The 21,926-nt window shown below is 60.3% G+C and carries 20 protein-coding genes; 10 read left to right on the plus strand and 10 right to left on the minus strand.

Annotated elements, in window-relative coordinates; genetic code table 11:
- Positions 1-136: 136 nt before the first annotated feature.
- Positions 137-1,414 (minus strand): serine hydroxymethyltransferase, encoded by a 1,278-nt coding sequence (gene glyA, locus E5180_RS00945; protein WP_093733512.1) that lies wholly within the window; start codon positions 1,412-1,414, stop codon positions 137-139.
- A gap of 171 nt (positions 1,415-1,585) precedes the next feature.
- Between glyA and E5180_RS00950 the strand changes: the two genes are divergently transcribed.
- Complete coding sequence (locus E5180_RS00950) at positions 1,586-2,341, plus strand: NAD kinase (RefSeq protein ID WP_138922751.1); 756 nt, start codon at positions 1,586-1,588, stop codon at positions 2,339-2,341.
- 111 nt (positions 2,342-2,452) lie between these two features.
- Complete coding sequence (locus E5180_RS00955; RefSeq protein ID WP_093733514.1) at positions 2,453-2,650, plus strand: CsbD family protein; 198 nt, start codon at positions 2,453-2,455, stop codon at positions 2,648-2,650.
- A gap of 71 nt (positions 2,651-2,721) precedes the next feature.
- On the opposite strand, the gene E5180_RS00960 is transcribed toward E5180_RS00955, so the two are convergent.
- Positions 2,722-4,617, minus strand: coding sequence for a propionyl-CoA synthetase (locus E5180_RS00960; protein WP_138922752.1), 1,896 nt, complete (start codon positions 4,615-4,617; stop codon positions 2,722-2,724).
- A 307-nt stretch (positions 4,618-4,924) separates the two neighbouring features.
- On the opposite strand from E5180_RS00960, the gene E5180_RS00965 reads away from it, so the two are divergent.
- Complete coding sequence (locus E5180_RS00965) at positions 4,925-5,053, plus strand: malic enzyme (protein WP_093733516.1); 129 nt, start codon at positions 4,925-4,927, stop codon at positions 5,051-5,053.
- A gap of 60 nt (positions 5,054-5,113) precedes the next feature.
- Here the strand turns inward: E5180_RS00965 and E5180_RS00970 are convergent, their stop codons facing one another.
- On the minus strand, positions 5,114-7,387 hold the full coding sequence (locus tag E5180_RS00970; RefSeq protein ID WP_138922753.1) for an NADP-dependent malic enzyme: 2,274 nt from the start codon (positions 7,385-7,387) through the stop codon (positions 5,114-5,116).
- A 254-nt stretch (positions 7,388-7,641) separates the two neighbouring features.
- Between E5180_RS00970 and E5180_RS00975 the strand changes: the two genes are divergently transcribed.
- From E5180_RS00975 to E5180_RS00995, 5 genes are all read left to right on the plus strand, one after another.
- The gene (locus E5180_RS00975; RefSeq protein WP_138922754.1) at positions 7,642-8,037 is read left to right on the plus strand and encodes a cytidine deaminase; all 396 of its coding nucleotides are present in this window, start codon (positions 7,642-7,644) and stop codon (positions 8,035-8,037) included.
- A 3-nt stretch (positions 8,038-8,040) separates the two neighbouring features.
- Positions 8,041-9,345: a thymidine phosphorylase gene (locus E5180_RS00980; RefSeq protein ID WP_138922755.1), complete on the plus strand. Its 1,305-nt coding sequence runs from the start codon at positions 8,041-8,043 to the stop codon at positions 9,343-9,345.
- Positions 9,345-10,538: a phosphopentomutase gene (locus E5180_RS00985; protein WP_138922756.1), complete on the plus strand. Its 1,194-nt coding sequence runs from the start codon at positions 9,345-9,347 to the stop codon at positions 10,536-10,538. The genes E5180_RS00980 and E5180_RS00985 overlap by 1 nt, the downstream gene beginning before the upstream one ends.
- Positions 10,539-10,718: 180 nt before the next feature.
- Positions 10,719-11,351 carry a uracil phosphoribosyltransferase gene (gene upp, locus E5180_RS00990; RefSeq protein ID WP_093733593.1) on the plus strand — a complete coding sequence of 211 codons (633 nt, stop codon included), beginning with the start codon at positions 10,719-10,721 and terminating at the stop codon, positions 11,349-11,351.
- An 89-nt stretch (positions 11,352-11,440) separates the two neighbouring features.
- Positions 11,441-12,766 carry an SPOR domain-containing protein gene (locus E5180_RS00995; protein ID WP_254700502.1) on the plus strand — a complete coding sequence of 442 codons (1,326 nt, stop codon included), beginning with the start codon at positions 11,441-11,443 and terminating at the stop codon, positions 12,764-12,766.
- A gap of 85 nt (positions 12,767-12,851) precedes the next feature.
- Here E5180_RS00995 and E5180_RS01000 read toward each other — a convergent pair whose 3' ends face one another.
- The gene (locus E5180_RS01000; protein WP_138922757.1) at positions 12,852-13,865 is read right to left on the minus strand and encodes a hypothetical protein; all 1,014 of its coding nucleotides are present in this window, start codon (positions 13,863-13,865) and stop codon (positions 12,852-12,854) included.
- A 106-nt stretch (positions 13,866-13,971) separates the two neighbouring features.
- On the opposite strand from E5180_RS01000, the gene E5180_RS01005 reads away from it, so the two are divergent.
- Entirely contained in the window at positions 13,972-14,496 is a 525-nt protein-coding gene (locus E5180_RS01005) for a GNAT family N-acetyltransferase (RefSeq protein WP_138922758.1), read from the plus strand.
- A 6-nt stretch (positions 14,497-14,502) separates the two neighbouring features.
- Here E5180_RS01005 and E5180_RS01010 read toward each other — a convergent pair whose 3' ends face one another.
- A complete protein-coding gene (locus E5180_RS01010; protein ID WP_138922759.1) occupies positions 14,503-16,122 on the minus strand; it encodes an AMP-binding protein in 1,620 nt (539 codons plus the stop codon).
- A gap of 140 nt (positions 16,123-16,262) precedes the next feature.
- On the opposite strand from E5180_RS01010, the gene E5180_RS01015 reads away from it, so the two are divergent.
- Positions 16,263-16,913 carry a sulfotransferase family 2 domain-containing protein gene (locus E5180_RS01015; protein ID WP_138922760.1) on the plus strand — a complete coding sequence of 217 codons (651 nt, stop codon included), beginning with the start codon at positions 16,263-16,265 and terminating at the stop codon, positions 16,911-16,913.
- Positions 16,914-16,999: 86 nt separating this feature from the next.
- Here E5180_RS01015 and E5180_RS01020 read toward each other — a convergent pair whose 3' ends face one another.
- The 5 genes from E5180_RS01020 to E5180_RS01040 form a co-directional block, all read right to left on the minus strand.
- A complete protein-coding gene (locus tag E5180_RS01020; RefSeq protein WP_138922761.1) occupies positions 17,000-19,201 on the minus strand; it encodes a 3-hydroxyacyl-CoA dehydrogenase NAD-binding domain-containing protein in 2,202 nt (733 codons plus the stop codon).
- A gap of 27 nt (positions 19,202-19,228) precedes the next feature.
- The gene (locus tag E5180_RS01025; RefSeq protein WP_138922762.1) at positions 19,229-19,528 is read right to left on the minus strand and encodes an acetyl-CoA acetyltransferase; all 300 of its coding nucleotides are present in this window, start codon (positions 19,526-19,528) and stop codon (positions 19,229-19,231) included.
- Positions 19,528-20,739: an acetyl-CoA C-acetyltransferase gene (locus tag E5180_RS01030; protein ID WP_093733528.1), complete on the minus strand. Its 1,212-nt coding sequence runs from the start codon at positions 20,737-20,739 to the stop codon at positions 19,528-19,530. Before E5180_RS01030 ends, E5180_RS01025 begins: the two co-directional genes overlap by 1 nt.
- An 18-nt stretch (positions 20,740-20,757) precedes the next feature.
- Complete coding sequence (locus E5180_RS01035; protein ID WP_138922763.1) at positions 20,758-21,396, minus strand: glutathione S-transferase family protein; 639 nt, start codon at positions 21,394-21,396, stop codon at positions 20,758-20,760.
- A gap of 302 nt (positions 21,397-21,698) precedes the next feature.
- Positions 21,699-21,911, minus strand: coding sequence for a hypothetical protein (locus E5180_RS01040; RefSeq protein WP_005849464.1), 213 nt, complete (start codon positions 21,909-21,911; stop codon positions 21,699-21,701).
- Positions 21,912-21,926: the final 15 nt, after the last annotated feature.

A 21,926-nucleotide genomic window follows, 5' to 3' on the forward strand; every position in this document is an offset into this window, starting at 1 on the left:
GAAGCTGCACAATAACAAAAGCCCCGCCGCAGAAATGCAGGCGGGGCTTTTGCGTAAGGCGTTGGTGGGGCGCTGCCCCGCCCTTGCGGGCCCCCCGGGATTTTAGGCCATTTGGAAGGGCAAGGGACGCGTTACCTTAGAGGTCGGGGTAGATCGGGAAGCGGGCGCAAAGCGCTTCGACTTCGGCTTTGACTTTTGCTTCGACGTCGGCGTTGCCGTCGGCCCCGTTGGCGGCCAGCCCGTCGACGACTTCGATGATCCAGTCGGCGATCTGGCGGAATTCATCCTCACCAAACCCGCGGGTGGTTGCAGCGGGCGAGCCAAGACGGATACCGGAGGTGACCATGGGCTTTTCAGGGTCAAACGGCACGCCGTTCTTGTTGCAGGTGATATGTGCACGACCCAGTGCCTTTTCGGTGTCGTTGCCTTTGACGCCTTTTGGACGCAGGTCGACCAGCAACAGGTGCGTGTCAGTGCCGTGGGTGATCGTGTCGAGCCCGCCTTTGATCAGCTGGTCGCTGAGAGCCTGGGCGTTTTTGACGACCTGCTGGATGTAGGTCTTGAACTCGGGCTTCAGCGCTTCGCCAAAGGCCACGGCTTTGGCAGCGATGACATGCATCAGCGGGCCACCCTGAATGCCGGGGAAGATGGCCGAGTTGAACTTTTTGGCCAGCGCTTCGTCGTTGGTCAGGATCATGCCGCCGCGCGGGCCGCGCAGGGTTTTGTGTGTTGTGGTTGTGGCCACATGTGCATGGGGGAAGGGCGAGGGGTGTTCGCCCGCTGCAACCAGACCGGCAAAATGCGCCATGTCTACGTGCAGGTAGGCACCGACCATATCGGCGATTTCGCGCATGCGTTTGAAATCGATCTGGCGCGGGATGGCGGAGCCCCCTGCGATGATCATTTTTGGCTGGTGCTCTTTTGCGAGCGCTTCGACCTGATCATAGTCGAGCAGATTGTCTTCCTTGCGCACGCCGTACTGGATGGCGTTGAACCATTTGCCGGATTGGTTTGGCTTGGCCCCGTGGGTCAGGTGGCCGCCAGCGTCCAGGCTCATGCCCAAAATTGTGTCGCCGGGTTGCAGCAGCGCGGTGAACACGCCCTGGTTTGCCTGCGAGCCAGAGTTCGGCTGCACGTTGGCGAAGTCGCAGTTGAACAGTTTGCAGGCGCGTTCAATTGCCAAATTTTCTGCGACGTCGACAAATTCACACCCGCCATAATAGCGACGGCCCGGGTACCCTTCGGCGTATTTGTTGGTCATCACCGACCCTTGCGCCGCCATAACAGCCGCAGAGACGATGTTCTCGGAGGCGATCAGTTCGATCTCGTTACGCTGGCGGCCCAGCTCGTCTGTGATGGACCCAAAGATTTCGGGATCGGCTTCGGACAGGGGGGTGGTGAAAAAACCGGTCATGGGCATGGTTCCTTTGACTGCAGATACGGGTTGCAGGTGGTCTAGCTTAATCCGGTACGGGGGTGAAGGTCGTATTACGCCGGTCGCACCGTCATATGCGGCAAAGCTGGTAGGTCAGCGCAATATGTGGTTCTTTTGACTGTAAATATCCCTCATTGGAAACATCCGCCCATGAAGATCGCTTTTATCGCCAGCCGCTCTGATGTTGCCCAGGCTGCGCTGACCGCGCTAGGCACCCGATATGGCAATGCCACGCGCGAAGAGGCCGAGGTGATCGTGGCCCTTGGGGGCGACGGGTTCATGCTGCAGGCACTGCACGACTCGCAAGAATTGTCGACGCCGGTCTATGGGATGAACCGAGGCACCATCGGGTTCTTGATGAACACCTATGCCGAAGAAGATCTGGTTGAGCGGCTGCGTGCCGCCGAGGAAGCGGTGATTAACCCGTTGGTGATGGTCGCGACCCATGCGAATGGTGCCACGTCCAAAGCGCTGGCCCTGAACGAGGTCGCCCTGCTGCGCGAGGGTCCGCAGGCGGCCAAGCTACGGATCAGCGTCGATGGGCGCGTTCGAATGGAAGAACTGGTCTGCGACGGCGCGCTTGTGGCGACGCCCGCCGGGTCGACCGCCTATAACTATTCCGCACACGGCCCGATCCTCCCAATTGGTGCTGACGTGTTGGCCCTGACGGCGATGGCGGCGTTTCGGCCACGCCGCTGGCGCGGGGCTTTACTGCCGAAAACCGTGACCGTGCGCTTTGATGTGCTGGAACCCGCCAAGCGCCCGGTGATGGCTGATGCGGACGGTAATTCGTACCGGGATGTCGTGGTCGTCGAAATTGCGTCAGACCCGCTGATTGAACACCGTATTCTGTTCGACCCGGGTCATGGGTTGGAAGAACGGCTGATCAGTGAACAGTTCAACTAATCCGCGCGACAGGCGGAACCGCATTGGCTTTTGCGCGTTGATATTCCGAGACGCATGAGGGGCCGATATGGTGCTTTCATCGTTTGGAATTATAGCAAAAGGAGACCTGACATGAATTGGGATACAATCAAAGGTAACTGGAGCCAGATGACCGGTAAGGTTAAAGAAGAATGGGGCGATCTGACCGACGATGACCTGACAGAGGCCGCCGGTGAGCGCGACCAGCTGGTCGGCAAGATCCAGGCCCGCTACGGTGTGGCCAAGGACGAGGCTGAGCGACAAGTCGACGGTTTCGTCGCCAAGCATTAACCTGCCCAGTGATTGAATAAAGAAGGCGGCTCAATGAGCCGCCTTCTTTACGTTTGGGGACACTGCGGTGTTTAGGCACCCTTGGCATATCCGATGGTTTGCAGCGCTGCCTTGATCTCGTCCAGAATGGCGGGATCATCGATCGTGGCAGGCAGCTTGAAAGGCTCCGAATCCGCGAGTCTGACCATCGTGGCCCGCAGGATCTTGCCCGAACGGGTTTTAGGGAGGCGGTCCACCACCAACGTCATTTTATAGGCCGCAACAGGCCCGATCTGGTCGCGTACCAGCTTTACGCATTCGGCTTCGATCTCTGCATGAGGGCGGTTGACGCCTTTGGACAGGCAGACAAACCCCATCGGGGCCTGTCCCTTCAGCTGATCGCTGACGCCGATCACGGCACATTCGGCAACATCAGGGTGGCTTGCTAGAACTTCCTCCATCGCGCCGGTCGATAGGCGGTGGCCCGCGACGTTAATCACGTCATCGGTGCGCGACATGATGTAAAGATATCCGTCCTCATCGATTTTCCCCGCATCGCCTGTTTCGTAATACCCCGGATACGTGGTGAGGTAACTTTTGCGAAACCGGTCCTCGGCATTCCACAGGGTCGGCAGCGTGCCGGGGGGCAGGGGCAGCTTGATCGCGATAGACCCGAGCGTGCCTGCAGGTTGTTGTTCGCCTGCTTCGTTCAGGATTTGCACGTCATAGCCGGGCATCGGCACGGTGGGCGATCCGACCTTGACCGGTAGCGCCTCGAGCCCCGCTGGGTTGCCGACGATGGTGTAGCCGGTTTCAGTCTGCCACCAATGGTCATAGACAGGTTTGCCCAGCTTTTCTTGCGCCCAGATCACCGTATCGGGGTCAGCCCGTTCCCCTGCTAGATAAAGCGCACGCAGGCACGAAATGTCGTATTTCCCGATCTCTTCGCCCTTGGGGTCTTCGCGTTTGACGGCGCGGATCGCGGTGGGGGCGGTAAAGAAGCTGCGCACATTGTGTTCAGAGATAACGCGCCAGAAGGTGCCCGCATCAGGCGTGCCCACGGGCTTGCCTTCGAACACGACGGTCGTGTTGCCATGCACCAGCGGGCCATAGCAGATATAGCTGTGGCCCACGACCCAGCCCACATCGGATGCGGCCCAGAACACGTCGCCGGGATCGACATTATAGATGTTCTTCATCGTCCAGTTCAGTGCAACCAGATGGCCAGCGGTCTGGCGGACGACCCCCTTGGGTGCGCCAGTCGTGCCGGAGGTATAAAGAATATAGGCAGGGTGGTTGCCCTCGACGGCAATGCAGGGGGCAGGGGGCGTGCCTTCTTGCGCGTCGTGCCAATCCAGGTCGCGCCCCGGTATCAGATCGCAGGGGGCTTGTTCGCGCTGCAAGATCAGGCAGAAATCGGGTTTATGGTCGGCCTGTTCAATGGCCCCGTCCAGCAGCGGCTTGTAGGCCACCACGCGCGAAGGTTCCAACCCGCAGGACGCGGCGATGATGGCCTTGGGGGTGCAGTCGTTGATCCGCACGGCCAGCTCGTTCGCCGCAAAGCCGCCGAACACGACCGAGTGCACTGCCCCGATGCGCGCACAGGCCAGCATGGCCTCAAGCGCTTCGGGGACCATTGGCATATAGATGATCACGCGGTCGCCTTTGCCCACGCCATTCGCTTGTAGCACACCGGCGACGGCGGCGACGCGAGTTTGCAGGTCGGCAAAAGTAATCTTGGTCTGGGTGCCGGTGATCGGGCTGTCGTGGATAATCGCCACCTGATCGGCGCGACCGTTTTCGACGTGCCGGTCCACGGCGTTGTAACACGCATTTACCTTGGCATCCGCGAACCATTCGTACAGATCATTGCCTTTGTCGAACAGCGCCTGACGCGGAGCGTCCTCCCAGTCGATGGCTTTGGATTGCTCTAGCCAGTAGGCTTCAGGATCGTCCTGACAGCTTTTGTAAATGTCGTGATACCCCATAAGCGGCTCCCTCCCGTGAACGCGTATCATATTTGGTAGGCCAGAGCCGCGGGCAAGAGCAAGAGCTTGCGCCTAAAACACGTGCCATCCAGCAATAAATTTTACACAGGCCCCTGCGCTGTCTGTGTGGAAATTGACAAGCGCGTTCTGGCCGATGCACAGCATTCCGCCAACGACTGGATGCAGAATGTCGAATTCAGACCATTGCGTCGAATTTGGATCAGACCGGGGGCGGTAAGGGGCGCAGCGTCGGGTTCAGGGGCCGCATGTCGCTGCCCCTTGCGTCTTTGAACAAAGGTCCAAGACAATGGGTGATAAGCTCGCCAACAAGAAGAAAAAGTCCAAAGCCGACGCGCGGCCTGCCAAGCCGACGCCAAGCAACGTGTCCGATATCAAGGCACCGTTTGCCGCAAAAGGCATCAAGCCCGCCAAGTAATCCCGCGCCGGTTCCGGTCGAACGCCGCCCCCGCGTGAGGGCGGCGTTTTCACATGGGGCTTAGCCGTATTCGGCGACGGGCGTGCCCGCGATAGCCCCGACGTTCAGCAGCCCGCGTGCGGTAATGGATGGCGACACGATGTGGGCGCGGTTGCCCATCCCCATCAGGATCGGTCCGACCTCAAGCCCGCCCCCCTTCATTTTCAGGATGTTGCGCACGCCCGATGCGGCATCTGCATGGGCAAAGACCAGCACGTTGGCGGCTCCTTCCATCCGGTTCGAGGGCAGCAGGCGTTTGCGCAGCTCGGGATCAAGCGCGGCGTCGATGTTCATCTCGCCTTCATAGCAAAAGTCGTGGTTGCCCGCGTCCAGTAATCGCAGCGCGGCACGCAAGCGTTTGCCCGACCCTTCCCCCTGATTGCCGAACTGGCTTTGCGAACACAGCGCGATCTTGGGTTCGATGCCAAAGCGCTGCACGTGGCGCGCGGCCCCTATGGCGATTTCGGCGATCTGTTCGGGGGTGGGGTGCAGATGAACCTGCGTGTCCGCGATGAACAAAGGCCCGTCCTCAAGGATCATCAGCGACAGGGCCCCGTGGGGGCGACGCCCGTCGCGGCCCAAAACCTGTTCGATATAGTTCATGTGCCAGCGGAATTCCCCGAAGGTACCGCAAATCAGGCTGTCGGCCTCTTCGCGGTGGACCATGACAGCACCGATGGCAGTGGTGTTGGTGCGCATGATCGCGCGGGCGATGTCGGGCGACACGCCACGGCGCGCCATCAGGTTGTGATAGGTCTCCCAATAGTCGCGGTAGCGCGGGTCATTTTCGGGGTTAACCAGATCCACAGTCTCGCCCAGTTTGATGGTGAGGCCCGCCTTTTCGATGCGGCGTTCGATGACATCCGGGCGGCCGATGAGGATGGGCCGCTCGTTGGTTTCCTCGACCATCGCCTGCGCGGCGCGCAATACGCGTTCGTCTTCGCCCTCGGCAAAGACGATCCGGCGGGGCGCAATGCGGGCGGCTTCGAAAACGGGGCGCATCAACATGGAGGACTTGAAAACCGAACTGTCCAGTTTGTGACGGTAGGCGGCTAGATCCTCGATCGGGCGGGTGGCGACGCCTGTCTCCATCGCGGCCTTCGCCACGGCGGTCGAGACGACGCCGATCAAGCGTGGATCAAAGGGTTTGGGGATCAGGTAGTCGGGGCCGAATGTCAGCTGCTCGCCCTGATAGGCCGCTGCCGCCTCGGCCGACGTGGTGGCGCGGGCGAGGGCTGCAATGCCGTCGATACAAGCGATCTTCATCTCATCGTTGATGGTCGTTGCGCCGACGTCCAGTGCCCCCCGAAAGATAAAGGGGAAGCACAGCACGTTATTGACCTGATTGGGAAAATCCGACCGGCCCGTCGCGATAATCGCGTCAGGGGCCACGGCGCGGGCAAGGTCGGGCATGATCTCGGGCGTGGGGTTGGCCAACGCAAAGATGATCGGCTGCGGCGTCATTTTCTGCACCATTTCAGGGCTCAGCACGCCGGGGCCGGACAGGCCGAGGAAAAGATCGGCATCAGGGATCACATCGGCCAAGGTGCGCAGATCTGTCTTTTGCGCATATTCCGATTTGATCGGGTTCATGTCGATCTCGCGGCCCTCGTAGACCAGCCCGTGAATATCGCACAGCCAGACGTTCTCGCGTTTGACACCGAGTTTCAGCAGCATGTTCAGGCAAGCGATGCCCGCCGCGCCACCGCCGGTCGACACGATCTTGATGTCCTCGAATTTCTTGCCCGCTACAAAAAGCGCGTTCTTCACGGCGGCACCAACGACAATTGCCGTGCCGTGCTGGTCATCGTGGAAAACCGGTATATTCATCCGCTCGCGGCAGATGCGTTCCACGGTAAAGCAGTCGGGGGCCTTGATGTCTTCGAGGTTGATCGCGCCAAAGGTCGGTTCCAGCGCGCAGACCAGATCGGCGAGCTTTTCAGGATCGGTTTGGTCAAGTTCGATATCGAAACAGTCGATATTGGCGAACTTTTTGAACAGGACGGCTTTGCCCTCCATCACCGGCTTGGACGCAAGCGCGCCGATGTTGCCAAGCCCCAAGACTGCGGTGCCGTTGGTGACAACGCCCACCAGATTCGCGCGGGTGGTATAAAGGGCAGCCGTCGTGGGATCAGCCTTGATTTCAAGGCAGGCTTCGGCGACGCCGGGGGAATAGGCCCGCGCCAGATCACGGCCATTTGCCAGCGGTTTCGTCGCACGCACTTCGAGTTTTCCGGGCTTGGGAAAGGCGTGATAGTCAAGCGCGGCTTGGCGCAGATTTGGCGCATCGGTCATGTTTTGGCGGTCCTTTAAGAGAGTAGTTTAGCGTTAAACTAAATTTCAAGCCGCGCCAATACGACTTTTGGAAAGGGGCGCTGCACCGCGCAGGCCAGGGGTGATCGTGCGGGTGAGAGGGGGCCAGCCCCCATCGCGGCAGGCCGCGATCCCCCCGGAGTTTGTCTGGCAAAATGAAGCTGCGCATTTTTCCGCTTTTGGCATCGCAACTTTGGCGAAAGGTTTTTATAGTTTTATGAAACCTTGGGGGATTTATGACCAACGATTTGCGCCAGCACGCCAGCGCCGTGCAAGAAAATGCCTATGCGCCCTATTCCAACTTCAAGGTGGGGGCGGCGCTGCGCACGGCGTCGGGGGCGATTTTTGTCGGCTGCAACGTAGAGAACGTGGCCTACCCCGAGGGCACCTGTGCCGAAGCGGGGGCGATTGCGGCGATGATTGCGGCGGGCGAAACTGCCTTTGTAGAGGCCTATGTGATTGCCGGAAGCCCCATGCCCGTCACGCCCTGCGGCGGCTGCCGTCAGAAACTGGCAGAGTTCGGGCAGGGCGAGGCGCGCGTGACCATGGCGACCGTTTCTGGCGTTGAAGAGGTGATGACGATGGCCGAGCTGCTGCCCGGTGCCTTTGGCCGCGCCCATATGGAGCGCTAGGCCATGGATGCCCGCGCGATCCTGTCCAAACTGCGACACCGGCGGTCATTGAACCGCGAAGAGCTGGTCTGGTTCGCGATGGCCTTAGCGGATGGTCGGGTCAGTGATGCACAGGCCGGGGCGTTTGCGATGGGTGTCTGTCAGGTCGGCCTGAGCGATGTGGGGCGCGTCGCCCTGACGCTGGCCATGCGCGACAGCGGACGTGTGTTTGACTGGGACCTGAACGGGCCGGTGTTGGATAAGCATTCCACTGGCGGCGTGGGCGATTGTGTAAGCCTTGTGCTGGCACCGGCCTTGGCGGCTTGCGGGGCCTTTGTGCCGATGATCTCGGGACGCGGGCTGGGGCATACCGGCGGGACGCTCGACAAGCTCGAATCGATCCCAGGGGTGAATACCACGTTGGACGAGGCGCAGTTTCGCGCGGTGGTGGCGAGAGCTGGCTGCGCGATTGTCAGTGCGACCGACGGTATCGCGCCTGCGGACAAACGGCTTTATGCGGTGCGCGATGTCTCTTCGACCGTGGACAGTCTGGATTTGATCACCGCGTCGATCCTGTCGAAAAAGCTCGCGGCGGGGCTGGACGGCTTGGTATTGGACGTCAAGGTCGGCAGCGGTGCCTTTATGAAGGATCTGGCGCAAGCGCAGGCGCTTGCCACAGCGTTGACCAAGACTGCGAATGCCAGTGGATGCCGTACAACGGCGGTGATTAGCGACATGAGCCAACCTTTGGTGCCGAGCCTTGGCAATGCGCTTGAGGTGGCAGAGGTGATGCGTGTGCTGACGGGGCACAGCAAGGGGCCGATCGTATCGGTCTGTGCGGCCCTTGGGGGTGTTTTGCTGGCCAATGCCGGGCTGGCCGGCGACGTGCAGGTCGGCGCGGATATGATCGTACAAGCGATCCGGTCGGGCCGCGCGGCGGAACGGTTTGGCGTGATGATCGCCGCCATGGGGGGGCCAGCGAGGTTCGTCGAAAACTGGACGCGGTTCCTGCCCGAGGCGCCAATCATCCGCGAAGTGCCCGCAGCCAAAGCCGGTTATGTGACGGCGATTGACGGCGAGGCGTTGGGCCTTGCCGTGGTCGCCTTGGGCGGCGGTCGCGCGGTCGAAACGGATCAGATCAACCCCGCCGTGGGGATTTCCGACGTAGTGCGGCTTGGGGGCAAGGTATCGTCCAAAGGCCCGCTGGCAGTCGTTCATGCCGCCCGTGCCGATGATGCCGAACGTGCAGCGCAGGCGGTGCGGGGCGCGATTACGATTGGCCCGAAGCCGGTCCCTATCCCTGATTTGATTGTAGAGAGGGTCGGCTGATGGCGCGTGCTTTTCTGGTTGTAATGGATTCAGTTGGCATCGGCGGTGCACCGGACGCGGATACGTTCTTTAACGGTGCGGTGCCAGATACCGGTGCGAATACCTTGGGCCATATCGCGCAGGCTTGCGCCGAGGGACGGGCCGAAGACGGACGCAGCGGCCCCTTGACGGTACCGCATCTGGCGTCGCTGGGTCTGGGCCGCGCCATTGAACTGGCCAGCGGGCTTCATATCGACAGTCTGGATTGCGTCCCCAGCGGCACATGGGGGGCAGCGACGGAAGTGTCGCGGGGCAAGGATACGCCGTCGGGGCACTGGGAGTTGGCGGGTTTGCCCGTGCCGTGGGACTGGCATTACTTTCCCGAGGTGTCGCGGTCGTTTCCGCCCGAACTGGTGGCGCAGCTTGCGGCCTTTGCGGGGACGGACGAGATTTTGGGCAACTGCCACGCCCCCGGCACCGCCATTATCGAGGAGTTTGGCGCGCAACATATCAAGACTGGTTTTCCGATCTGCTATACGTCGGCTGACAGTGTGCTGCAGATTGCCGCCCACGAGGAAAGCTTTGGCCTGCAACGGTTGCTTGAGTTGTGCGACAAGATGGCTCCGATTGCGCATGAGATGAAAGTCGGTCGTGTGATCGCACGCCCCTTTGTCGGGGATGCACAAAGCGGGTTTACCCGCACCACCAACCGCCGCGATTTTGCAATCAAGCCGCCTGCGCCGGTGCTCAGCAACTGGGTGCAGGACAGTGGTGCGCATGTGTATGCGGTGGGCAAGATCGGTGACATCTTTTCGATGGCCGGTTTTGACGAGGTGCGTAAAGGGTCGGACGCGGCGCTGATGGGACATCTTGGCGATTTGATCGACACCGCCGAAGACGGCAGCCTGACCTTTGCGAATTTCGTCGAATTTGACAGTCTTTACGGGCACCGGCGCGATGTGTCGGGCTATGCCCGTGCGCTTGAATGGTTCGATGACGAAATCGGTAAACTGCTAGGGCGACTGCGGGCGGGCGATATGCTGGTTCTAACCGCAGATCATGGCAATGACCCGACATGGGTCGGCACCGACCACACGCGCGAGCGGGTGCCGGTACTGGTGGCGGGGCAGGGTTCGGGCACGTTGGGCCAGATCGGCTTTCGCGATGTGGCGTCGATGATTGCGGCGCATCTACGGGTCGTTGTTCCTGATTGAGCCCCGGATGATGCGAGGGGGCGAGAGGGCGAGGGGGCCAGCCCCCACCGCGGCAACGCCGCGATCCCCCCGGAGTTTTGCTTGGCAAAATGAAGCCTGCCCGGACGCGGTGGTTGCGGGGAGCCGCTTTTCGGGGCATGAGTTCAGCCAAGTAATATGGAGAGCGCCCCGATGTCCGATATCATTGACCACCTGACCGTCGTTAATCATCCACTGGTGCAGCACAAGCTGACAATCATGCGGGATAAATCGACGTCCACCGCGGCGTTCCGCCAGTTGCTGCGCGAGATCAGCCAGCTTTTGGCATACGAGGTGACGCGCGGCCTGCCGATGACGACCAAGCGGATCGACACGCCAATGCAGCCGATGGACGCGCCGACGCTGGATGGCAAGAAACTGGCGCTGATTTCGATCCTGCGCGCGGGCAACGGGTTGATGGATGGGGTGCTAGAGCTGATCCCGTCGGCGCGGGTCGGTTTTGTCGGCCTTTACCGCGACGAGGAAACCCTGCAGCCCGTCGAATACTACTTTAAGGTGCCAGAGGGGCTGGATGACCGTCTGGTCATTGCCGTGGACCCGATGCTGGCAACGGGCAATTCGTCTGTGGCGGCGATCGACATGCTGAAGAAGGCGGGCGCGACCAATATCCGGTTCCTGTGTCTGCTGGCCGCCCCCGAAGGTGTGGCGCGCATGAAAGAGGCCCATCCCGATGTGCCGATTGTGACCGCGGCTGTCGATGAGAAGCTGAACGAGCTGGGATATATCATTCCCGGGCTAGGTGACGCCGGTGACCGGATGTTCGGGACCAAATAAGGCGCAAATGGGCGATCCGGTGATCAGGGTGCTTTACTCTGAAACCGGGATCGCGCATGGTTTGTTTACTACATTGTGTGGGGGCGCAGATGAAATTTACTAGTATTGTGGCTGTAGCGGCGTTGATGAGCGCACTTGGAGCAGGAATCGCACAAGCGCAAAGCTTTCGCGACCAGCCGGCGGAATTCCCGTCGGCGTCGTATAAAGGCAAGCAATATGTCGACAGCAAAGGCTGTGTGTACATTCGGGCCGGTATCGACGGCAATGTGACCTGGGTGCCGCGCGTCTCGCGCAAGCGTCAGGGGGTGTGCGGGTTCAAACCGACCAATGTGCAGACAGCTGCCAGCGCACCTGCCGGTGCTGCTGACGCGCCGGTACAGATCACCGTGAACAGCGCGCCCGTCGCGGCCAAGCAGCCCACGGTTGCGGCACGGCCCTTGCCACAGCGCAAGGCCAAGCCGGTTGTTGTACGCCAGAAAGCACCCAAAGTCGTGCGCCAGCCGGTGCCGCGCTCTGTCGATGTGCCATCAGCCCCTATAACGCAGGCTCCGGTTGCTGTTGCGCAGGTCCCCAGCACGTGTGCAGGGCGGTCGGCGATCAGCCAGCAATATTCCGGTTCGCGGACCAAAGGGGTTGTTGTGCGTTGCGGTCCGCAATCCGCGCCAATCCTGCCATCCACAGCGCAGGCTGCTGTGACGGGAACCGCGCCGTCCCGCGTTGGCACGACGCGCCGTGTGACCGCCCCTGCGAAACCCGCGCCTGCACATGCGTATACCCGCATTGTGCCAAAACACGTCGCGATCAACCGCCAGAATACCTATGCCAATGTGGCCGTGCCAAAAGGCTATCGTCCCGTGTGGGAAGACGACCGTCTGAACCCGAAACGGGCAGAGCAGAACCTAGCTGGGCGGTCCCAGATGCTGTTGATCTGGACCAACACCGTGCCGCGCCGTTTGATCAACCAGAATACCGGTCAGGATGTTACGGCGCGTCTGCCGCTGGTTTATCCTTATACATCGGTTGAACAGCAGCGCCGCGAGTTGGGCGACGTGACCTTTGCCAAGCGCAATGGCCAACTGGTCAAGCGCATTGTACGCAACAAAAACGCTGCCCCAGCTAAACGCAAGCCGGTCTATTCCAGCCGCTCTGCGCCCAAGCCGGTGGCAACTGCACCCGCGACCCCGCGTGCGTCAGACAATAGTTATGTGCAAATCGGCGTCTATGGCGATAGTGCAAACGCACAACGCGCCGCGCAACGTATCGCTCGTATGGGGATGGGGGCGCGGATCGGTAAATCCACCCGCGGCGGTAAGACCTATCTGTCGGTGCAGGCCGGACCTTTTGGCGCGTCCTCGGCCCCTGCGGCATTGGGCAAGCTGCGCGGTGCTGGCTATGGCGATGCTTATATCCGCTGACAGTCAAATGCGATCACACAGACAAAAGGCCAGCCGGAGCGATCCGGCGGGCCTTTTTCGTTTCAGCCCGAAACGCGAGTACGCGTTACCCGCCGCAGATGTTTTGCAACCGCAGCCAGTCCGCGTCGCTGAGCAGCGGGTCGGTTTCCTTGCCGTTCATCGGATCGCTATCGATCAGGGCTAGGACCGTTTCGCCGGTGATGTCGCGCGCCTGCGCATAGGGAGTGCTGTGCAGCCGCTGCTTTTCGAACCGTGCAAGCAAGGCCTCCACCGGAGGTTCGGGGGACGGTTCGGCCATCAGGTGCTCCGCATACCGCGACAGGGCCGCGTCAGACACATCGCCGGTCGTCAGCAACCGAAAGTTTTCGCGGATACTGATGGTCGCCAGCATATGTTGCAGCGGATCTGTGATCGCGCGTTTGGCTTGCTCTGCCAGAATATAGCCGCCCGCGATATCGGGGGATTCGTAGTCTTCGAACAGGGTTTTGTTCAGCACAATCAGACCGCCTGGCAGGTGCAGGCTGGGACGGGTCATGGCCGGCAGCACAACCATCGGTTCCGACGACAGGCGCACCCCGAGTTTTGCCAGCGCAGTCCGACCCCGCGCATTGGTGCAGGTGCCACCCGACACCCGTTCGATCTTTTTCAATAACGACGTCCCGATAGAGGTGCGTTTGACCTTGGGGACGACCTTGAGGGTGTGATCCTGTAAGGCACCGGGCAGCCAGAACAGCGCCACGGCCGCCACCACCAGCGCAGAGGTCAGCACCCCGGCAAAGCGCAACCGGCCGGGACGGGGGCGGTGGCGTTCGACGACACGGCGCAATGTTTCGATGGCGTCGATCATCTCTCCCTCGTTGTCGGAGATTTCCAGCGTTTCACTGGGGTCGCCATCGGGGTGGTAAATAGCAGGACGGATGCCGGGGTTCGACCGTGCCAAAGCCGCCAAGGACCAATGGGCCAACGCCTGATCCCTAAGGTCAGAGATTACCAGCGTCGCATCGCCGATCGACACGATGACCTCGCGACGTTGCGCATCCGGGGCCGAACGCCAGAGTCCGGTTGCTTCCAACCGAGCGTATTTGGAAAGGGCTGTCATATCCTGAAGTATAGTGCCTAACTGTTTTGGATAGTTTACCACCTGACACGGGTTGAGCAATGGGTGGACTTACGACAGCATAGGAGAATTCTAAAGGAGTGTCCCCATGCAGATCAAGCCCGCACATCCAGATGATGCCGCCAGACTGGCCGAGATGTGGTATCAAGGATGGCATCAGGCTCATGCCAGCGTTGTCCCTACAGCATTGACGACCCTGCGCACACCCGAGGAATTCACGATGCGGATGCGCGTGCATCTCAAACATACTAAGGTGGCTTGGGTTGACGGGCAGATCGCGGGCTTTTTTATGGTGGATCATGACGAGATCTATCAGTTCTACATCAACGCCGCCTTTCAAGGCTCTGGTCTGGCGCAGCAAATGATGGCGGCGACAGAGGCCGAGCTGGGCCATGGGCTGAAATGGCTGGCCTGTACGGTCGGCAATACGCGCGCCGCGCGGTTTTACGAGGCCTGCGGTTGGGTGCAGGCGGGCGCAATCCCCTACGAGGTCGAAACCGGCGAAGGGCCGCTACAAATCGACGTCTGGCGGTATGAAAAACGGCTCGGGCCGGTCAATCAGGCAGAGACGATGATCGTTGCCGATCCGATCATCTCTCAAAACGTGATGTAGCATTACCTATGACTTCGCAGCCTCGGCGCGCAGTTCGAATTTTTGTACCTTGCCGGTCGAGGTTTTTGGCAGCTCCTGAAAGATAACCCGTTTGGGCGTTTTGAACCCTGCAAGGGTTTGGCGGGCAAAGGCGATCATGCTGGCTTCGTCGCTCGTTGCACCGGGTTTAAGCTCGATAAAGGCGCAGGGCACTTCGCCCCATTTATCATCCGGCTGCGCCACCACTGCAGCAAGGTTCACATCGGGGTGGCCCATCAACACGCCCTCTACCTCGATGGAAGAAATGTTCTCCCCGCCCGAAATAATGATGTCCTTGGCGCGGTCCGCAATCTGCATGTGGCCATTGGGGTGTTGCACCGCCAGATCGCCGGAATGGAAATACCCGCCCGCAAACGCCTCATACGTGGCGGCGGGGTTCTTAAAATAGCCCTTCATCACCGAATTGCCGCGGATCATGATCTCGCCTTGGGTGGTGCCGTCCAGCGGGACTTGGGACATTTGGCTGCCCATCACGGTGATATCCTCCATCATGGGCATGGCGACGCCTTGGCGGGCTTTGATCGCAGCGCGTTCGGCCCCTTGAGCGTTGTCCCACGCGGGGTCCCACAGGCATTCTGTCACATGGCCATAGGTTTCGGTCAGCCCGTAGACCTGCGTGACGTTGAACCCCAGGGCTTCGATTTTGGACAGGGTGGCGGGGGCAGGGGGTGCACCAGCGGTGAACACCTCTACCTGATGGTTGAACGTGCGGCGTTCTGCTTCGGGGGCGTTCACCATCATGTTCAGGACAATAGGCGCACCGCCGAAGTGGGTCACGCCTTCGTCTGCGATGGCGTCATAGATTGCGGCTGCGGTAATGTCGCGGCAGCAGACCAGCGTGCCGCCGAGCAGCGGCATCATCCACGTATGGTTCCAGCCGTTGCAGTGAAACAGCGGCACGATCTGCATGAACACAGGCCGCATCACCATGCGCCAGCTCACCACTGTGCCCATAGTCATCAGATAGGCCCCGCGATGATGATAGACCACGCCTTTGGGCCGCCCCGTGGTGCCAGAGGTATAGTTCAGCGCAAGGCTTTCCCATTCGTCGCTTGGCATATGCCATACGAAGGCAGGGTCGCCTTGCGCGATGAAATCTTCATAGGTCGGATGACGCCCTGTCGCGGCAAAACCGGCATCGGGCACTTCGATGAGCAAGGGCGCAGGCCCGTCCAGTTCGGCACAGGCGGCTTCGGCCAGATCGATGAACTGTGTATCCGCCAGAAGCACCCGCGCTTCGCCGTGGGTCAGGATATAGCGCACGGTCGCCACATCCAGCCGCGTGTTAATGGTGTTGAGCACGGCACCGCAAGCGGGCACGCCGAAATGCGCTTCGGCCTGCGCGGGAATGTTGGGGAGCAGGGTAGCAACCACCTGGCCCGCCTCGATCCCCGCCCCCGATAGGGCAGAGGCCAGCTGAGAGCAGCGCGCGTGATACTGCGCGTAGGTCACACGGTGCGCGCCGTAGATCACCGCCGTCGCATCGGCAAAGACATGCGCCGCACGCTTCAGATGCGACAGCGGTGTCAGCGGCACATAGTTCGCCGCGCATTTGTCCAACCCGTCTTCGTTTGTCATCCAGCCCATGGCGCACCTAGTCGTTCGTTTCCTGGTTCCGGTTACTATTGCGCAGCATCCCCCGTTTTGGGAAGGATGATCAAAGCAGGCTAGGGGAGAATTATGGGCCAAAGCGCAAAACGACCGACCGCGCGTAGAGGCAGGCGGCAATGATTGTCAGCCGCGGGCGCAGCTATATCTTTGTGCATATTCCAAAGACGGGGGGCACATCGCTGGCATTGGCGCTTGAGGCGCGGGCGATGAAAGATGATTTGCTGTTGGGGGATACGCCCAAAGCCAGCAAACGGCGCAAGCGTCTGCAGGGGGTCACGGCGGCGGGGCGGCTATGGAAACATTCGACGCTTGCCGATATCGAAGGCGTAGTGACCCGCGAGGAGATGTCACAGATGTTCACCTTTGCGCTGGTCAGAAACCCGTGGGACCGGATGGTTAGCTATTACCACTGGCTGCGCGAACAAGGGTTCGATCATCCGGCAGTGGGGCTGGCCAAGTCGCTGGAGTTCTGCGCGTTCGTTCAGTCACCTACCGTGCAGGGTAGTCTTGCTGCGTCCCCTTATGGGTCCTATCTGCGCGACGGTGCAGGTGTAGATCAAAGCAACCTGTTCGTCCGGATCGAGCATTTCTCGCAGGATGCGCAGCCATTGTTCGATCATCTGGGGTTCGATCTGACATTGCCCCGCGAAAACACCTCTGACCGCGCTGCGGGCTATCAAGGGTATTATACCGCAAAGACACGCGACCTGATTGCTGCGGCCTGCGCCGAGGATATCACACGTTTCGGGTATCGTTTCGACGGCTGAGATCAGGCACCCCATCGATCACCGCAACGCAAAACGGCCAGCACAAAATGCTGGCCGTTTCCATTTTATATGGTGTCGCCTGAAACTCAGGCGGCTTTGGCGTCGGGGCCGAAGCGACCATAGAAGCTCTGGTTCTTCTCTGCCATTTCACGCAGCAAGTCGGGGCATTTGAAACGTGCGCCGAATTGCGCTTCAAGCTGGTCACAGCGTTCTGCCGCATAGGGTGTGCCGATGATGTCGAGCCAGCTGAACGGGCCACCGGACCAAGGCGCAAAGCCCCAGCCAAGGATCGCGCCCACGTCGCCTTCGCGGATGTCTTCCAGCACGCCTTCTTCCAACGCGCGCACAGCTTCCAGCACTTGAACGAACATCAGACGGTCCTGCACATCGCGCAGGTCTGGCTGTTCGTCGGCCAGCGGGAACTTGTCGTGCATGCCCTTCCAATAGCCCTGACGCTTGCCCTTTTCATCATAGTCGAAAAAGCCCGCGTTTGCCTTGCGACCCAGACGGCCCAGATCTTCCATCCAAAAGATCAGGTCATCGGCTTGGGACGCAGGATAGGCATTGCCCATAGCGGCCTTGGTCGCGCGAGCAATCTTGGCCCCCAGATCGATAGAGGTTTCATCGGTCAGCTGCACCGGCCCCACAGGGAAGCCCAACAGCTGTGCCGCGTGATCTACCAGCTGCGGTGCTGTACCCTCGGTGATCATCCGCGCGCCTTCGTTGGCGTAGGGGATGATGCAGCGGTTGGCATAGAAGAACCGCGCGTCATTTACCACGATGGGCGTTTTGCGGATCTGGCGCACATAATCGAGCGATTTGGCAACCGCACGGTCGCCTGTTTCGGCACCCTTGATGATCTCGACCAGTGCCATTTTCTCGACAGGCGAGAAGAAGTGGATGCCGATGAACTGTTCCGCACGCGACGACGCTTTGGCCAGCTCGGTGATCGGCAGGGTCGAGGTGTTGGAGGCAAAGATGCAATCCTCGGGGATCACGGCTTCGACGCGTTTGGTCATCTCGGCCTTGACGGTAGGGTCTTCGAATACGGCTTCGATGATCAGATCGCAGCCTTTCAGCGCATCCAGATCGGTGGTCGCAGTGATCAGGTCCAGCGCAGCGGTTTTCTTTTCTTCGGTGGATTTCTTGCGCGCGATGCCCTTATCAAAGAAGCTCGCGGAATAGGCTTTGCCCTTGTCCGCTGCTTCTTGCGTCTGGTCGATCAACACGACCTCGATGCCGGCCTGTACGGACACAAGCGTGATGCCCGCACCCATCATGCCAGCGCCCAACACGCCCAGCTTCTTGACGCGCTGATCGGCGACACCTTCGGGCCGCACTGCGCCTTTTTCCAAGGCTTCCTTGTTCAGGAACAGCGACCGGATCATGGCAGAGGACGACGGGTTCAACAGGATATTGGTGAACCAGCGCGCCTCGATCTTGAGCGCGGTATCGAACGGCACAAGCGACCCTTCGTAGACGGCGCTCAGCAAGGCTTTGGCCGCAGGGAATGCGCCTTGGGTCTTGCCGTTGACCATCGCGTTGGCACCGACAAAGGTCATGAAACCCGCAGGGTGATAGGGCGCGCCGCCGGGCATCTTATAGCCTTTGGCATCCCAGGGCTTCAGAATGTCCGCATCCTTGGCGTTCAGCACCCATTCCTTTGCCGCGGCCACCGGATCGGCGACGACTTCGTCAATCAAGCCGGCAGATTTCGCAGCAGCAGGAGCGACCATCTTGCCTTCCAGCAGGAAAGGTGACGCCGCCATCGCGCCCAGTTTGCGTGTCAGACGGGTTGTGCCGCCCGCGCCGGGAAAGATGCCGACCATGATCTCGGGCAGGCCGATACGGGCCTTGGGGTTGTCGGCGACAAAGATGCGGTGTGTGGCCAGCGGCAGTTCAAGCCCGATGCCAGCGGCGGTGCCGGGCAGGGCAGACGCGATAGGCTTACCGCCCTTGTTGGTCTTGGCATCCATGCCGGCGCGTTCGATCTTGCGCAGCAGGGCGTGCATTTTCATTGTGCCGTCGAACAGCCCCTGTGCGGGGTCGTCGCCCGCATCTTCGCGCATCTTGGCCAGTAGGTTCAGGTCCATCCCGCCGGCAAAGGACCCGTCTTTGCCAGAAGTGATCACGGCACCCTTAATGGTGTCGTCTGAAAGTACCGTGTCGATGATGCTGTCCAGTTCCGACAGCCCCTCGATCGACATGACGTTCATGGATTTTCCGGGTACGTCCCAGGTGATGATGGCGACGCCGTCGGCGTCTGTCTTCATGGTGAAATCGGTCATTTATATCTCTCCCTGATTTGGAGTGTGTTACGAGCGCTGAGGCGTGTAATCAGCGAATTTTTCAAGCAGCGATCTGATCAACTCGATTGTCGCTTTGGGGCCTGCGTCGCAATCTTCTTCGCTCAGCAAGACCCGCTTGAAGTCATTGAAATTCTCGCGGTCGAAACTGTCGCTTGGATCATTGCGGTGCTTAAAGAACAGCGGCGGGTCATTCTGGTACAGACGCACATAGGTACCGCCCCGCTCGACTTTGACCTTAAGATCTTTCAGGCCCTTTTTGGGGGCCATTTCAGCAACGGCAAGAAACGGGTGGGATTCATGTACCATTAGACGCGCTCGATGATGGTTGCGGCACCCATGCCGGAGGCAATGCACAGTGTGGCCATGCCAACTTCTTTATCCGACCGCTCCAGCTCGTCCAGCAGTGTGCCGATGATCATCGCGCCGGTCGCGCCCAAGGGGTGACCCATAGCGATCGATCCTCCGTTAACGTTGACCTTGCTCTCATCAACATCGAACGCCTGCATAAAGCGCATGACCACGGCCGCGAAGGCCTCGTTGACCTCGAACAGATCGATGTCGTTGATGTTCATGCCATTGTCGGCAAGAATTTTTTCGGTCACGGGAACGGGGCCGGTGAGCATGATGGTCGGGTCGGTGCCGATCTTGGCCGTCGCCCGAATGCGCGCGCGTGGCTTAAGGCCGTATTTCTCGCCAAATTCCTTGTTGCCGATCAGCACAGCCGCGGCACCATCCACGATACCCGAGGAGTTCCCGGCGTGGTGAATGTGGTTGATTTTTTCGAGGTGCGGATATTTCATCAGCGCGACCTTATCAAAGCCCGGCATGACCTCGCCCATCTGCTGGAAGGCCGGGTTCAGCGCGCCGAGCGATTGCATATCGGTCTGCGGGCGCATGTATTCGTCATGGCTGAGGATCGACAAACCGTTCTGGTCTTTGATGTCGATCACGGATTTTGCAAAGCGGCCTTCGTCCCATGCTTTCTTTGCACGTTGTTGGGATTGCACGGCCAGTTTGTCGGCCTCGTCCCGGGTAAAGCCGTATTCCGTCGCGATAATATCAGCCGAGATGCCCTGTGGCACAAAATAACGGTCCATCGCGAGCGACGGATCGACGGCAATCGCTGCCCCGTCGCTGCCCATGGCCACGCGGCCCATCATCTCTACGCCGCCGGCGATATAGGCCATGCCCGCGCCGCCTTTGATCTGGTTGGCGGCCAGATTCACGGCTTCCATGCCCGAGGCGCAGAACCGGTTGATCGCGAGGCCGGGAATGCGTTCGTCCAGATCGGATGCCAGAACGGCAGAGCGCGCCAGACAGCCGCCTTGCTCCATCACTTGGGTCACGTTGCCCCAGATCACGTCTTCGACGGCGTGGCCTTCAAGGTTGTTACGCTCTTTGACGGCGTTGAGCGTCAGCGCGGATAGGCGCAGCGAGGTGAGCTCGTGCAGGGCACCGTCTTTGCGGCCCTTGCCACGCGGGGTGCGCAGGGCGTCGTAGATATATGCTTCGGTCATGTGGTGTCTCCCTTTGGGTCAGGCGCGGTCAGCGGGGCTGCCGGGCATCAGGTCGTAGGGGGCTTTCCAGCCCGGTGTTTCGCTCAGACGCGTAAGCCACGCGTCGACATGGGGCCAATCCTCGCGGACAAATCCGAAAGACTCGGGGTAATAGAGATAGCCGCAGCAGCTGAGATCGGCGTTGGTGATACCGTCGCCGACGATCCAGTCGCGGCCCTCAAGGTGGTCGTTCAACACGGCATAGGCGGCAGACAGACGCCCCTGCATAAAGCCGATGACTTCTTTGGGCTGCTTGTCCTCGGGGAGAAAGTTTATCAAGAACCGCGTCATACCGGCGTTCGAGCTGAGCTTGTGGTTGTCCCACAATACCCACCGCAGGATCTCGCGGCGCTCTTCGTTGGTGCGGCCGCCGAATTTGCCCGATTGTTCCGATACATAGTCCTGGATCACACCGGATTGCGTCAGCCGGATGTCACCGTCGATCAGCACAGGGGCTTCGCCCATGTTGTTGATGGTGGTGCGGTAATCCGGTGTGCGGGTCTGGCCGCCAAAGAAATCGACCTTCACCGGCTCCCAATCTAGCCCCGACAATTGCAACGCAAGCGCCGCCTTATAAGCGTTCCCGCTTTCGCCAAAGCAATGCAGTTTGATGGTCATCTGAACCCTCCCTCAAGTCCTGTATGTTGATCCGTCAGCACGTGGGGGTTTCACACCCCCACACCCCCGTGGAGTTTATCCGGCAAAATGAAGATGCGCGGGTCTGTGTTAATCAGTTACTAATCATCTTGTCGTATTCAACCCCCGCGCGGCAGGCTGGAGAGCCGGGCCGCGTGCAAAGTGAAGCCCTGCTTTGGTCGTGCTGATCGCGTGATCAGGGCAGGGTGTTTTCGCTTCATTTTGCCCCTTAAACTCTCCCCGAAGGGTCGGGTTCGGCAGGGCACTTGGGGTGTGGTGGTGTGCTACCTCTTTCGTCCGTCCAGTTCCGCATTAAAAAGCCGCAGTCTTGCGGTCAGGTTTTCCTCGTCAATCACGCTGTTGAAGTTCTCGAAGAGAAATGACAGCGCTTCACCTTCGTCCAATCCGGCCTCTGCCGCGAATTTCTTGAGGCGGCGATAGCCGTCTTCGGTCATGGCAACAGGAAAGCGGCGGGTCAGGCGGAAACGTTTGGGCAAGGGGCGTCCTTTCAG

It is taken from the genome of Sulfitobacter sp. BSw21498 (assembly GCF_006064855.1).
Lineage (GTDB): Bacteria > Pseudomonadota > Alphaproteobacteria > Rhodobacterales > Rhodobacteraceae > Sulfitobacter.